A 14,079-nucleotide genomic window follows, 5' to 3' on the forward strand; every position below is an offset into this window, starting at 1 on the left:
TCAGACCTGCGCTTCCCTGCTGTCGGACCGCGCCGCGGTCGTCTTCTCGGACCCCTCGGCGGCCTCACGTTCGGCCTTCTGTCGGGCCAGGTTCTCGTCGACCTCGTGCTGCCAGGCCTCGTTGGCCTTGGTGGTGTCGACCTCGAACTCGAAGCGCTGCGTCATCTTGTCGGTGACGTCGGCGACGTCGACGTAGAACTGGTCGTACCAGCGTCGCAGCTGATAGACCGGACCGTCTTCGTCGCAGAGCAGGGGGTTGTCGATCTTGGTCTTGTTCTTCCAGATCTCGACATCCTGCAGGAAGCCTTCGGCGATGCCCTCGGTGAACTTCGCGGCCAGTTTGTCGGCCGTCACGTCGTCGATGCCGGTGGGTTTCTTGACGGTGACGCCGTACTGGAGCACGAACGAACTGTTCGTCACCGGATAGTGGCAGTTGATGAGAACGCTCTCGACCTCGTACCCGCCGTAACTGTTCCACAGCGGATTGATCATGTAGGACGGGCCGTAGTACGCGGCCTCGGAGCGCAGCAGCGATTCCATGCCGTACTGCGTCGCCATCCCGACGTCGGGGCGACCTTTCGTGTTGAGGTACTGCGTCGCGATGTGGCCTTCGAAGACGTTCTTGAAGTACGTCGGGAACGCGTAGTGGATGTAGAAGAAGTGGGCCATGTCGACCACGTTGTCGATGATCTCGCGGCAGTTGGAGCCCTCGATGAGCATCGAGTTCCAGGTCCAGTCGGTCCAGTCGTCGCTGTAGGCACCCTCGATGCGGGGGATGGTGACGTTCTCCGGCGGGGGGTTGCCCTCCGGGTCGTTCCAGACGAACAGCTGACCGTTCTGCTCGAGCGTGGTCCACGCCCGGGTGCGGGCGATCGGGGGTACCCGGCGTGCGTAGGGAATGCTGGTGCACTTGCCGTTGCCGCCCCAGCGCCAGTCGTGGAACGGGCAGGCCACGGAATCGCCCTTCACGGTGCCCTGCGACAAATCTCCGCCCATGTGCCGGCAGTACGCGTCCAGAACCTTCAGTTCGCCCTTGCTGTCGGCGAAGACGACGAGTTTGGTGCCGAATGCCTCGATCGAATGCGGTTTGCCGTCCGTGAACGTCTTGGTCAAACCGAGGCAGTGCCAACCACGCGCGAAGCGCGTCTGGACCGTGCCCACATCGATCTCGCGAATCTGCGCCATTGTGCCCTCACATCCCTTCATGCTGTTAGTAGAACACGTTATAGAACTTCGCCACGATCCGCCAGATTTTCGGGGGCTTTCTTCCAGACCCGGGCCGTCAAACAGCACCTTTGCCGGTATCTCGACATAAATGGGAACGTGTTCTAGTCTCAGAAGACAGGTGAACCATCGAACGAGACAGGAGCGTCCTGTGGGTGACCATGACAGTCACGAGGTGATGCAGCGGCTCGACGCACTACTGCCGACGCTGCGAGAGCGGGCACAGGAGACCGAGGATCTCCGTCGTATCCCCGACGATTCCATGAAGGCGCTCCAGGAGACCGGATTCTTCCGGTTGCTCCAGCCCGAACAGTGGGGTGGATATCAGGCGGATCCGGTGCTCTTCTACTCCGCGGTGCGGAAGATCGCGAGCGCGTGCGGTTCCACCGGGTGGGTCTCGTCGATCATCGGTGTCCACAACTGGCACCTCGCGCTGTTCTCTCGGCAGGCGCAGGAGGACGTGTGGGGCAACGACACCGACGTCCGCATCTCGTCGTCGTACGCGCCGATGGGCGCAGGGCAGGTCGTCGACGGCGGGTACACGGTCAACGGCGCGTGGGCCTGGTCGTCCGGCTGTGATCACGCCACCTGGGCGGTGCTCGGCGGCCCCGTCATCAAGGACGGCCGCCCCGTCGACTTCGTCAGCTTCCTGATCCCCCGCGAGGACTACCGGATCGACGACGTGTGGAACGTGGTCGGGCTCCGCGGAACCGGCAGCAACACCGTCGTGGTCGAGGACGTGTTCGTCCCGCGGCACCGCGTCCTCAGCTTCAAGGCGATGAGCACCCTCACCGCTCCCGGGCTCGAGCGCAACTCCGCGCCCGTCTACAAGATGCCCTGGGGAACAATCCATCCCACCACCATCTCCGCGCCGATCGTCGGAATGGCCTACGGCGCCTACGACGCCCACGTCGAGCACCAGGGCAAGCGGGTCCGCGCAGCGTTCGCCGGCGAGAAGGCGAAGGACGACCCGTTCGCGAAGGTCCGCATCGCCGAGGCCTCGAGCGACATCGACGCCGCGTGGCGGCAGTTGTCCGGCAACGTCGCCGACGAATACGCGCTGCTCGTCGACGGCCGCGAGGTCCCGTTCGAGCTGCGACTGCGGGCGCGCCGCGACCAGGTGCGCGCCACCGGCCGCGCCATTTCGTCCATCGACAAACTGTTCGAGAGTTCGGGGGCCACCGCGCTGGCCAACGGCACCCCGCTGCAGCGGTTCTGGCGGGATGCGCACGCCGGACGCGTCCACGCGGCCAACGATCCCGAGCGCGCCTACGTCATGTACGGCACAGGCGAATTCGGGCTGCCCATCACCGACACGATGGTCTAGGAGAACACGTGACGACGACCGAAGAAGCCCTCACGTTCGAGTCCACCTCGAAGTTCGCCCAGGTCCGGCCCGACCTGAAGTTGCACTACCATGAGGCCGGCGTCGGCAACGACACCACGATCGTGCTGCTGCACGGCGGCGGTCCCGGTGCGTCGTCGTGGTCGAACTTCGCCAGGAACATCCCGGTCCTCGCCGAGAAGTTCCACGTGCTCGCCGTCGACCAGCCGGGATACGGGTTGTCGGACAAGCCGACCGAGCACCCGCAGTACTTCGTGCACAGTGCGTCCGCGCTGAAGGATCTGCTCGACACCCTCGGCATCGGTGGACGCGTCCACCTGCTCGGCAATTCTCTCGGTGGCGGTGCCGCAGTGCGTTTCGCGCTGGACTACCCGGACCGCGCCGGCCGGCTGGTGTTGATGGGGCCGGGCGGGCTGAGCGTCAACCTGTTCGCTCCGGACCCGACCGAGGGTGTGAAGAACCTCGGCAGGTTCGGCTACCAGCCCACCCGCGAGAACCTCGAGGCGTTCCTGCGCATCATGGTGTTCGATCAGAAGCTGATCACCGACGACCTGATCGACGAACGGTTCGCCGCCGCGAGCACCCCCGAGTCGCTCGCCGCGGCGAAGGCGATGGGAAAGTCGTTCTCCTCGGCAGACTTCGAACTGGGCATGCTCTGGCGCGATGCCTACAAGCTGCGCCAGCGGGTGCTGCTGATCTGGGGTCGCGAAGACCGAGTCAACCCGCTCGACGGTGCACTGGTGGCGCTGAAGATGATCCCGCGGGCGCAGCTGCACGTCTTCGGCGGCTGCGGACACTGGGCGCAGCTGGAGAAGTTCGACGAGTTCAACCGTCTGGCAACCGATTTCCTCCTGGACGAGGGTAAGTGATGAGTATTCGTTCACTGGCATACATGCGCATCGAGGCCACCGACATGGCCGCGTGGCGCGAATACGGTCTCAAGGTGCTCGGCATGGTCGAGGGCAAGGGTTCCGACCCGGACGCCCTGTATCTGCGGATGGACGACTTCCCGGCTCGTCTCGTGATCTTCCCGGGGGAGCACGATCGGCTGTCGGTGTCGGGCTGGGAGACGGCGAATGCGGCGGAGCTGCAGGAGGTTCGCGACAACCTGTCCGCGGCCGGCGTCGCGTTCAAGGAGGGCACGGCAGAACAACTGCAGGACCGCAGGGTCGACGAGCTGATCACATTCGAAGACCCGTCCGGCAACACGCTCGAGGCGTTCCACGGCGCGGCCCTCGAGCATCGGCGGGTGGTCAGCCCGTACGGGCACAAGTTCGTCACCGGTGAGCAGGGGCTCGGGCACGTCGTCCTCTCGACGACGGACGACGAGGCGTCGCTGCACTTCTACCGCGACGTCCTCGGCTTCCGCCTGCGCGACTCGATGCGGCTGCGCCCGCAGATGGTCGGGCGGCCCGCCGACGGCAAACCGGCGTGGTTGCGGTTCTTCGGCTGCAATCCGCGGCACCACAGCCTCGCGTTCCTGCCGATGCCCACGCCCAGTGGCATCGTGCACCTCATGATCGAGGTCGAGAACTCCGACGACGTCGGGTTGTGCCTCGACCGGGCGCTCCGCAAGAAGGTCAAGATGTCGGCCACGCTCGGCCGTCACGTCAACGACCTGATGTTGTCCTTCTACATGAAGACGCCCGGCGGGTTCGACGTCGAATTCGGTTGCGAGGGACGTCAGGTGGAGGACGAGAGCTGGATTGCGAGGGAGAGCACGGCCGTCAGCCTGTGGGGTCACGACTTCAGCGTCGGGATGCAGCCGTGAGCGAGATGACCGGGGACGGGGCCGTCGCGGCCGAGGCGATCGACCCGCGACGGTTCCGGACGGTGCTCGGCCAGTTCTGCACCGGGGTCACCATCATCACGACCGTCGACGACGGCGAACCGGTGGGGTTCGCCTGCCAGTCGTTCGCCGCGCTGTCGCTGGAACCGCCGCTGGTGCTGTTCTGCCCGACGAAGACGTCGCGGTCGTGGGCGGCGATCGAGCGCAGCGGCGTGTTCTGCGTCAACGTGCTCGCGGAAGAGCAGCAGTCGACGTGCGCCCGGTTCGGATCCCGCGAACCGGACAAGTTCGCCGGAATCGACTGGACGGCGTCGCCGCTGGGTTCGCCGATCCTCACCGGGTCGCTCGCCCACATCGACTGCTCGCTCGAGAGCGTGCACGACGGCGGGGACCACTGGGTGGCGTTCGGCCGGGTCTCCTCCCTGAGCGAGATCAGGGAGGAGCGGCCGTTGCTGTTCTACCGCGGTCAGTACACCGGCATCGAACCGGACAAGACCGTGCCCGCGCCGTGGCGGGACGACCTCGAGGCGTTCCTCACCACGTCGTCGGAAGACACCTGGCTCTAGATATCTAGACGGCGACCCCGATGTATTTGGTCTCGAGGAACTCGTCGATACCGGTGGTCCCGCCCTCGCGTCCGAGACCGGATTCCTTCACACCGCCGAACGGTGCGGCCGGGTTCGACACGACACCCTGGTTGAGCCCGACCATGCCCGACTCCAGCGCCTCGCACACGCGGATGCCGCGCTTGAGGCTCTCGGTGTACACGTAGGCCACCAGCCCGTACGGAGTGTCGTTGGCGCGCTCGACGGCCTCGGCCTCGGTCTCGAACGTACTGATCGCGGCGACCGGGCCGAAGATCTCGTTGTGGCACATCTCGGCGTCGTCGGGCACGCCCGTCAGTACCGTCGCCGGGTAGAAGTTGCCCGGGCGGTCGAGTGCCTCGCCTCCGGTGAGTACGGTGGCGCCGCGGTCGATCGCGTCCGCGACGAGGCTGCTCACCTTGGCGACGGCGGCCTCGTCGATCAGCGGTCCGACGACGACGCCGTCCTCGGTGCCGCGCCCGACGGGCAGGGCCTCCATCCGCTGCGTGAGTTTGCGGGTGAATTCCTCGGCGACCGAACTGTGCACGAGGATGCGGTTGGCGGCCGTGCAGGCCTGGCCGATGTTGCGCATCTTCGCGGCCATCGCCCCGTCGACGGCGTCGTCGAGATTCGCGTCGTCGAACACGAGGAACGGCGCATTGCCGCCGAGTTCCATGGACGTGCGCATCACGGTGCGGGCGCACAGTTCCAGCAGATGCTTCCCGACCTTGGTCGAACCGGTGAACGACAGCTTGCGGGCCCGGCCGTCGAGGATGAGGGGCGTGATGACCTCGTCGGGGCTGGACGTGGTGACGACGTTGACGACGCCGTCCGGCAGCCCGGCCTCGGTGAGGATGTCGGCGAGCGCCAGGATCGACAGCGGCGTCTGGGCGGCCGGTTTGATGACGGACGTGCAGCCCGCGGCGATCGCGGGCCCGATCTTGCGGGTGCCCATCGCCATCGGGAAGTTCCACGGGGTGATGAGCAGGCTCGGCCCGACGGGCTGTTTGGTGACGAGGAATCGTGATCCGCCGCCCGGCGCCGTCGTGTAGCCGCCGTCGATGCGGACGGCTTCCTCGGCGAACCAGCGGAAGAACTCTGCGGCATAGGCGATTTCGCCACGCGCCTCGGCGAGAGGCTTGCCCATCTCGAGTGTCATGACCAGTGCGAGCCGGTCGACGTTCTCGAGCAGCAGACGGTGCGCGTTCATGAGGATGGTGCTGCGTTCGCGGGGCGTGGTGGCCGCCCACGACGGTTGCGCGGCCACCGCGGCGTCGAGCGCCTCGCGGGCCTCCGCGGCGTCGGCGTCGGCGACCGTGCACAGGAGTTGTCCGGTGGACGGGTCGTGGACCGGCATGGTGCGCGCACTGTCGCGCCACTTGCCGCCGATGAACAGGCCGGTCTGCACCGATCCGATTGCTGCGTCCTCGAGCATGATTTTTCCCCGTTCTCCGTTGCCGTAGGGACGCCCCCATGTTATACATATTGTCAACAATCTGACAATGCACTTTGCCGACATCCGACGGCATCTACGCGTGGGAGGGTTACCCGTGACTCGGCTATCTCCACTGCTCGCTCAGGCCACACCCGTGACGGTCGATCACGGTGAAGGTTGTTACCTCTACGGCACCGACGGCCGCCGCTATCTCGACTTCACCGCGGGCATCGGCGTCACCAGTACCGGGCACTGCCACCCGCACGTCGTCGAGGCCGCCCGCAGGCAGGTCGGCTCCCTGATCCACGGCCAATACACCACGGTCATGCACCAGCCGATGCTCGAACTCGTCGACCGCCTGGGGTCGGTGCTGCCCGAAGGGCTCGACTCGCTGTTCTTCGCGAACTCCGGCAGCGAGGCCGTGGAGGCGTCGCTGCGACTGTCGCGGCAGGCGACCGGCAGGCCCAACGTGATCGTCTTCCACGGCGGATTCCACGGACGCACCGTCGCGACGGCGACGATGACCACGTCCGGCACCCGGTTCTCGGCCGGCTTCAGCCCGCTGATGGGCGGGGTGCACGTGGCACCGTTCCCCAACGCGTACCGCTACGGCTGGTCCGAGGAGGAGGCCACCGCGTTCGCGCTCAAGGAACTCGACTACATCTTCGCGACGCTCACCGCGCCGAACGAGACGGCCGCGTTCGTCGTCGAACCGGTGCTCGGCGAGGGCGGGTACGTGCCCGGCAACACCGCGTTCTTCCAGGGACTCCGCGAACGCGCGGACCGGTACGGCATCCTGCTCGTCATCGACGAGATCCAGACCGGGTTCGGACGCACGGGCAAGTTCTTCGGGCATCAGCACTTCGACGTCCGCCCCGACATCATCACCATCGCCAAGGGTCTGGCCAGTGGCTTTCCGCTGTCGGGCATCGCGGCGTCCGAGGAGCTGATGTCCAAGGGCTGGCCGGGGTCGCAGGGCGGAACCTACGGCGGCAACGCCGTCTCCTGCGCGGCCGCGATCGCGACGCTCGACGTCATCGAGAAGGAAGACCTCGTCGCCAACGCCGCCGCCCGGGGCGCGCAGTTGCTCGACGGTGCCCGCCGGAAGGCCATCGACGGGATCGGCGACGTCCGCGGCCTCGGGCTGCTCGTGGGCAGCGAGTTCACCGCCGCCGACGGCACCGCGGACCGTGCGAAAGCGGCTGCGGCGCAGCAACTGGCAGCGAAGAAGGGGTTGCTGCTGTTGACCTGCGGCGCCCACATGAACGTGGTACGGATGATTCCACCGCTCATCGTGACGGCGGACCAGATCGAGGACGCCCTGAAGATCTGGTCCGAGGTACTCGACGAAGTGTGACCAGCACCCGTGAGTACTTGTTAACCGCGGGCGGTTAACAAGTACTCACGGGCTCCGAAGGAGGCATACATGGCTCGCTACATCACCATCACCCTGGACAAGCGCGGCGTGACGTGCCGCGCCCGGCTTCTCGACGAGGACGCGCCGCTCACGTGCGACGCCGTCTGGGACGTCCTTCCGCAGAGCGGCGACGCGTACCACGCCAAGTACGCGCGCAACGAGGTGTACACGCTGATCCCGCGGATCACGGCGGCACCGCGGCGGGAAAATCCCACCGTCACACCGATTCCCGGGGACGTGTGCCTGTTCGACTTCGAGCCGTGGGAGATCGGCAACTCCGCCTACGGGTACGAGCCCGGCTCCGAGGCGCACGCCGCGCAGGGGGCTACCGACCTCGCGATCTTCTACGGCCGCAACAACCTGCTGCTCAACGGCGACGTCGGCTGGGTGCCGGGCAACGTGTTCGCCGCCATCGAGGAGGGTCTGCCGGAACTGGCGGCCGCGTGCAACGACCTGTGGATGCGCGGCGTCGAAGGCGAGACGATGAGCTTCGCCCGGGCCTGACTCGTGTGACGGCTCGAGGTGTGACCGGTCCAGAGTGTGCGGGATGGCCCTCGACGACCGTAGGGGTATCCGCCACCATCGGACGTTATGAAGCTGGACATCCATCAGATCGACGCATTCGCCGCCGGACCGTTCGAGGGCAACCCGGCGGCGATCATGCCGCTGACCGACTGGCTGGACGATGCGGTTCTCCAGCAACTCGCCGAAGAGAACAATCTGTCCGAGACGGCGTTCTACACCGCGCGCCTTCCCGCGGATGCGACGCCTCACGACCCGGCGCATCCGGCGTATCACCTGCGGTGGTTCACGCCGGTGGTCGAGGTGGACCTGTGCGGTCATGCGACGCTCGCCGCCGCCGCGCAGATCCTCGAGGACGTCCACCCGGATGCCGACCGGATCCAGTTCTGGACGCGGAGCGGCTGGCTGACCGTCGACCGCGGACCGGATGCGACGCTGGTGATGGACTTCCCGGCCGAACCGCCGGTGCCGATCCCGGCCGATCCCCGGATCGTCGCAGCACTCGGCATCCCGGTGCGGGAGTGCCTGGAGGCCACCGATCTCGTGTTCGTCGCGGAATCCGAACACGACATCGCGTCGATGACCCCCGACTTCGCCGTGATCAGCCCGTTGAAGGTGCGCGGCGTCGTCGTGACCGCGGCATCGGACGCGGACGGGGTCGATTTCGTGTCGCGATGGTTCGGTGCCGCGGCCGGCGTGAAGGAGGACCCGGTGACCGGTTCCGCGCACTCGCAGATCGCGCCGTACTGGGCTGCCACGCTGGGGCGGGGCAGCCTCGTCGGACGGCAACTGTCGGCGCGCGGCGGAACCGTTCACTGCGACGTGCGCGGCGACCGCGTCTACCTGTCCGGGGCGTACCGGCGGTACCTCAGGGGAACCGTCGAGTTCTAGCGCTAGCTCCGGACGGCACCGCTGCCTCGTACTACAACCGCGCCTATTTTGATCTTGTCAGTGTGTCGGCACAAGTTCCGAGAGTCGCAGGATGCATCGTCCGTGTGTGCGCAGTATGTGTGCGTGGCTGAGGTGCGGAGGGGCCGGCGGAGATCGATTCCTTGATCGGGCATCGTTTCGCCAGGTCCGAGCCCCGCAAGCATGCGGTGGAATACTGCAGGGGCTGCTCTCGGGCGGGGAGCGGAATATTCGTGGACCCGTCCGAACACGCGGGTGATCGGTTGCCGGACGGATGCGGCGACTGCTTTCGACGGCGGACTGGGATCCCGACGCTGTCCGCTACGACGTACGCGATTACGCGGTCGAGCACCTCGCGAATCCGTCCGGTGTATTGATTCTCGACGAGACCGGGTTCCTGAAGAAGGGCACCCGCTCGGCCGGGGTTGCACGCCAGTACTCGGGGACCGCTGGCTGGCCCGAGAACTGCCGGATCGGGGTGTTCTCGACCTGTGCCACCCCGGCGGGTCGAACGCTGATCGACCGAGCCCTCGATGTCGGGGCGGTTGTTTGGTAATTCCAACGGCGACGAAACTTACGGCCACGTCGGCAAGATTCGACTGTGGTTCGAATTCCGCAGTGTGGCATACGTTCTCGCCGCTCGACAGGTTACAGATGGTGATCTCGATGGAGCCGCGGCAGTGCCGAGCCACACCGTGATCGCCGACCCTGACGAGATCGCCTACTACAACTGCTTCGGTCCCGCCGACCGAACCCGCCGGGTTGGGCTGGGTGGCCGGCAGTCGCTGGGCGATCGAGGAGTGCTTTCACACCACCAAGAACGAGACCGGAGTCGACCACTATCAGGTCCGCGGGTACCCGGCCTGGTACCGGCACATCACCTTGTCGATGGCCGCAGCCGCCCTTCTGACGAGCCTGCGTCGTGGACGGATGCCGAGGCTCTGCGGGCAAGTGAAGGACCTGCCCGGCAGATCTATTCAGGCCACAAGTCGCTGCACACTCTTGCGCTGCACGAGATTGAATATTATCATCCTTTTAGGCTTATCTGCATAATGATTATAATCAACTAAAATGGAGGTGAACCATGGCTTTGGTGCACGCGCGCACGCGGCGTAGGGCATTCGCTGGCGCACTCGCTGGTCACGTCATCGAGTGGTACGACTACGGGGTCTACGGCTTCCTGGCCGTGTATATCGCTGGCAACTTCTTCGTCTCGGAGAACCCTTCCGCCGCGTTGCTCAACAGCCTTGCGGTCTTTGCTCTTTCGTTCCTTGTTCGTCCTCTCGGCGGGCTCGTCTTCGGCCCGCTTGCCGACCGGATCGGACGAAAGGCCGTCCTGGTGTCCATTGTTGGACTCATGTCTGCGTCAACGTTCGCTGTCGGACTGCTTCCGACGTACGAACGGGTGGGCATTGTTGCACCCGCACTGCTGGTCGTGGTCCGATGTATTCAAGGATTGTCGGCGGGCGGCGAGATGGGAACCGCGACAAGCTTTATGGCAGAATACGCTGGCGCGGGCAGGCGCGGCTGGGGCACAAGCCTGGTTGTAATGGGGTCAGTCATTGGGCTTCTGTTCGGAAGTCTTTTCGCAAACGGTCTGGCGGTCCTTGTCGGGGCTAGTGCCATGAGTGAGTGGGGCTGGCGACTGCCGTTCCTGCTCACCGGGCCGCTTGGGGTCATCGCGCTCATCATCCGAGCCAAGATCGAGGAAACGCCGGAGTTTTTGGAACTGCAGCGAGATGGTAATTTGGCTGTGTCTCCCCTTCGAGAGATCAATTCCAATCTGCGTCCGATTGTCATAGTTTTCGCGATCGTCACGCTGATGAATTCCTATTTCTACTTGGTTCTGACCTTCACATCGACGTATTTCACGCAGTACCTCGAGTTCGGCACGGGAGCTAGATTCGGTCTCGTCACCGCAGCCACCGTTGTGGCTGCGATCATGATGCCACTCGGGGGCCGCTATACCGATAGCCACGACCGCCGAAAGTTCCTCATGGCTGCCGGAGTGCTTTCCATCCTCTCTATGCTGTGGTTCTTCTGGGTCTCCCCAACATCGACTCCGGGTCAGCTGATTCTTCCCCTGCTGGCGATGGCGGCCACCTTTGGTCTTTATGCCTCGTCGACATTTGCCCTCGTTACGGAAATCCTTCCAGTGCGGACCCGGTCGACGGGTATCGCCATTGGATACAACTTGCCTGTGGCGATCTTTGGAGGAAGTGCTCCGCTAGTCGCCGCGTGGCTTATCGAGCGAACTGGTGATCCCTCGTCGCCGATGTACTACTTTGTCGCGTTGGGCTGTGTTTCCCTCATAGGTTTGATGGTGATCCGTGACCGCGACTACATGGAGGCGGCCCCGCGTGGGAAGGCCGTGCTCTTGGACGCGTCGGGTGACGCCACGCCCTGATGGCGAAGATGGAACGCGGAAAACGTCAGCGGGAATTGTGAAGGTCTCTACGTGACGTGGAAGATCCCGAGATCACATCGGCTGGCACCCCGGAACGCCCTGCGATCCAGAACATCCGATACACCGCACCGCGATCGGTCTACACCGAAATCACGTGCGAAAGAAGTCGGAGTGTGCAAACTGGAGTGGATCCCTTTGGTGGGCACCTCGTGTAGGAGGTAGTTCATGTCGAATGGTGAAGTCCGGTCCGCCGTCGGAGGACGCGGTACACCCCGGAGTGCAGGGCCGGCACCGCCGCAATGTCCCCCGGTAACGTTCGCACGATCGTCGAGGTTCACAACTCCGTCAAGTGCCGCCAGCCGCCGATTGCGCTTGGCCACCCACCAGGCATGGCCTTGGCCGGCTCGATGCTGTGGTGGGGATCGCTATCTGGTCGATTGCCTAATATCTGAATGTCGCGACGTCGACGCCGCATGTGGGTGGTGGAAGGTGGTTCACCGCGACAGTGATGAACCATTCCGCACGACATTGCGGATCCCGCAGGCTCGAATAACCGGTCGAAGTTACGACAAATGTCCTCGCCGAGTCATTCTTCCAACGTTCGAGCGTTCTCGTACTTCAATCGGCGTTGCCGCCACTCCTCCTCGGAGATCTCACCCCAGCGGAGTTCGAACAACGATTGATCGCGTCGTCTGACGTCGTCGGTCGCCGCATGAAGTCCGGGTGTCCACTTCCAAGGGGCAACCTCGGTTCGAGGCTTCCGGGAGCGTGTTTGAATTCCTCGCCGTTCTCGGCACGCAAGCGCCCGCCAAGATGCGTTGTGGGGTTTTACATCACGGCCTTGCTCGACTCCGATGAGACCGTTGACACTTTCTGCACTGACTGTCATATTGATCATAAGAATTATGATTAAGTGAAGCCTGGATGAAGGTTGGTATGGCGATGACGACAATCGGTGGGATGCGCGAAACGTTGACGGCAGGACTGTGGATCGGAGGTGAACGCCGCACCGCCGGGTCGGGTGGGACGTACGAGCACGTGAACCCCTCGACAGGGCAAGTCCAGGGATTGGTCCCGCTCGCGGGAGCATCCGAGGTCGACGAAGCGGTTGAAGCCGCCCGATCGGCCTTCCATGAGTGGCGCCGATGGGATCCGGCCGATCGCCGTCGGATTCTGAACAAGCTCGCCGCACTGCTAGCTGATCATGCCGACGAACTGCTGACCATCGAGTCGTTGGAGACCGGTATTCCGGTGTCCACCGGTGGAATGCTTCCACTGCTCTTGGGTGGGCTCGAGTATGCGGCCAGTCTGGCGGACAAGCTAGCAGGCACCGTAGTGCCGACCAAGCCTGGCGCCGTCTTCGACTACACACTCGTTGAGCCGATTGGTGTTGTAGGAGTGATTATTCCATGGAATGGACCGGTCGGCCAGATCGGGCTGAGCGTCTCGTCTCCGTTGGCAGCTGGCTGCACTGTGATCCTCAAGCCCTCCGAACTGGCGCCCTTCAGTTCGGATGTCTTTGGCCGCCTGTGCATCGAGGCAGGCATTCCCGCCGGTGTAGTCAATGTTCTTCCGGGCACGGCCGAGGCTGGCGAAGCCTTGGTGCGTCACCCTGGTGTGGACAAGATCAGCTTCGTCGGAAGCGTTGGGACCTCGCGAAAAGTAGCCGCCGGGTGCGCAGCGACCGGGAAATCGGCGCTCCTCGAACTCGGTGGAAAGTCTGCTGATCTAGTGTTCGCCGACACCGACGTGCGTAAGGCCGCCGGAGATGCGATCGGCTGGCTCGTCTACAACGCCGGGCAGGCGTGCACGCTCGCGTCGCGATTCATCGTTCACGACTCGATCTACGACGACTATGTCGAGTTGGTCGTGCAGGGCCTCGACGCACTCCAGGTCGGTGACGCGTCAGATCCGAGAACGGATATGGGTCCGGTGATCAACAAGTCAGCACAGGACCGAGTTCTCAGCATGATCGAACGAGCCAAGCATGACAGCTCCGTTCGGTTACTCACCGGTGGCGGACGTATAGAGTCTCCCGGATTCCACGTTCAGCCGACCCTATTCGAGGCATCGAACTCCGCAGAGATCTCGCGAGAGGAAGTATTCGGTCCGGTGTTGTCGGTGATGCGCTTCCACGAGGACGACGAAGCAATCGCAATCGCCAACGACTCGTCATTCGGACTTGCCGGTTACGTTCACACGTCGGATCTTTCGCGCGCATTGCGAGTAGCCGCCGAGTTGGACACAGGAAACATCGGAATCAACGGAGGCATGGCGCCTGGTGTTACAGGCGCCCCGTTCGGCGGAGTAAAGGACAGCGGCTACGGCCGAGCGGGCGGCATCGCTGGTGTCACGGAATTCACGCGGCTCAAGAACGTGATGATTTCACTGTAGATCGTATGGGCGGCCGTCACACCAAATGCACGTTCGAAAGTTCGAAACAAGTG

At 64.5% G+C, this 14,079-nt stretch carries 11 protein-coding genes and 2 pseudogenes; 11 read left to right on the plus strand and 2 right to left on the minus strand.

Going from position 1 to position 14,079, the window contains the following annotated elements; all coding sequences use genetic code 11:
• Complete coding sequence (locus I1A62_RS31995; protein WP_219456283.1) at window positions 1–1,185, minus strand: Rieske 2Fe-2S domain-containing protein; 1,185 nt, start codon at window positions 1,183–1,185, stop codon at window positions 1–3.
• 190 nt (window positions 1,186–1,375) lie between these two features.
• Here I1A62_RS31995 and hsaA point away from each other — a divergent pair, with 190 nt between their 5' ends.
• The 4 genes from hsaA to hsaB are packed head-to-tail and all read left to right on the plus strand — an operon-like array spanning window position 1,376 to window position 4,924.
• Complete coding sequence (hsaA, locus tag I1A62_RS32000) at window positions 1,376–2,551, plus strand: 3-hydroxy-9,10-secoandrosta-1,3,5(10)-triene-9,17-dione monooxygenase oxygenase subunit (protein WP_308340757.1); 1,176 nt, start codon at window positions 1,376–1,378, stop codon at window positions 2,549–2,551.
• A gap of 8 nt (window positions 2,552–2,559) precedes the next feature.
• Window positions 2,560–3,438 carry a 4,5:9,10-diseco-3-hydroxy-5,9,17-trioxoandrosta-1(10),2-diene-4-oate hydrolase gene (gene hsaD, locus I1A62_RS32005; protein WP_219456285.1) on the plus strand — a complete coding sequence of 293 codons (879 nt, stop codon included), beginning with the start codon at window positions 2,560–2,562 and terminating at the stop codon, window positions 3,436–3,438.
• Window positions 3,438–4,340, plus strand: a complete 903-nt coding sequence (hsaC, locus tag I1A62_RS32010; RefSeq protein ID WP_219456287.1) for an iron-dependent extradiol dioxygenase HsaC — start codon at window positions 3,438–3,440, stop codon at window positions 4,338–4,340. Before hsaD ends, hsaC begins: the two co-directional genes overlap by 1 nt.
• 5 nt (window positions 4,341–4,345) lie before the next feature.
• Entirely contained in the window at window positions 4,346–4,924 is a 579-nt protein-coding gene (hsaB, locus tag I1A62_RS32015; protein ID WP_219461541.1) for a 3-hydroxy-9,10-secoandrosta-1,3,5(10)-triene-9,17-dione monooxygenase reductase subunit, read from the plus strand.
• 4 nt (window positions 4,925–4,928) lie between these two features.
• Here hsaB and I1A62_RS32020 read toward each other — a convergent pair whose 3' ends face one another.
• A complete protein-coding gene (locus I1A62_RS32020) occupies window positions 4,929–6,377 on the minus strand; it encodes an NAD-dependent succinate-semialdehyde dehydrogenase (RefSeq protein ID WP_219456289.1) in 1,449 nt (482 codons plus the stop codon).
• A gap of 115 nt (window positions 6,378–6,492) precedes the next feature.
• On the opposite strand from I1A62_RS32020, the gene I1A62_RS32025 reads away from it, so the two are divergent.
• The 7 genes and pseudogenes from I1A62_RS32025 to I1A62_RS32055 all read left to right on the plus strand — a co-directional run bounded on the left by I1A62_RS32025 (window position 6,493) and on the right by I1A62_RS32055 (window position 14,026).
• Window positions 6,493–7,734, plus strand: a complete 1,242-nt coding sequence (locus I1A62_RS32025) for an aspartate aminotransferase family protein (RefSeq protein WP_219456291.1) — start codon at window positions 6,493–6,495, stop codon at window positions 7,732–7,734.
• A gap of 69 nt (window positions 7,735–7,803) precedes the next feature.
• The gene (locus I1A62_RS32030; protein ID WP_012691631.1) at window positions 7,804–8,298 is read left to right on the plus strand and encodes a DUF3830 family protein; all 495 of its coding nucleotides are present in this window, start codon (window positions 7,804–7,806) and stop codon (window positions 8,296–8,298) included.
• Between the two features lie 87 nt (window positions 8,299–8,385).
• On the plus strand, window positions 8,386–9,207 hold the full coding sequence (locus I1A62_RS32035; protein ID WP_219456292.1) for a PhzF family phenazine biosynthesis protein: 822 nt from the start codon (window positions 8,386–8,388) through the stop codon (window positions 9,205–9,207).
• Window positions 9,208–9,470: 263 nt separating this feature from the next.
• Window positions 9,471–9,751: pseudogene (locus I1A62_RS32040) on the plus strand (transposase); the annotation flags it as partial.
• Window positions 9,752–9,932: 181 nt separating this feature from the next.
• Window positions 9,933–10,146 (plus strand): annotated as a pseudogene (locus tag I1A62_RS47320) (IS701 family transposase); the annotation flags it as partial.
• Window positions 10,147–10,309: 163 nt separating this feature from the next.
• Complete coding sequence (locus I1A62_RS32050; RefSeq protein ID WP_219456294.1) at window positions 10,310–11,632, plus strand: MFS transporter; 1,323 nt, start codon at window positions 10,310–10,312, stop codon at window positions 11,630–11,632.
• A 942-nt stretch (window positions 11,633–12,574) separates the two neighbouring features.
• Window positions 12,575–14,026: an aldehyde dehydrogenase gene (locus I1A62_RS32055; protein WP_225858538.1), complete on the plus strand. Its 1,452-nt coding sequence runs from the start codon at window positions 12,575–12,577 to the stop codon at window positions 14,024–14,026.
• The last annotated feature ends 53 nt before the right edge of the window (window positions 14,027–14,079 follow it).

This window comes from Rhodococcus sp. USK10, from assembly GCF_019378875.1.
GTDB lineage: Bacteria > Actinomycetota > Actinomycetes > Mycobacteriales > Mycobacteriaceae > Rhodococcus_F > Rhodococcus_F pseudokoreensis.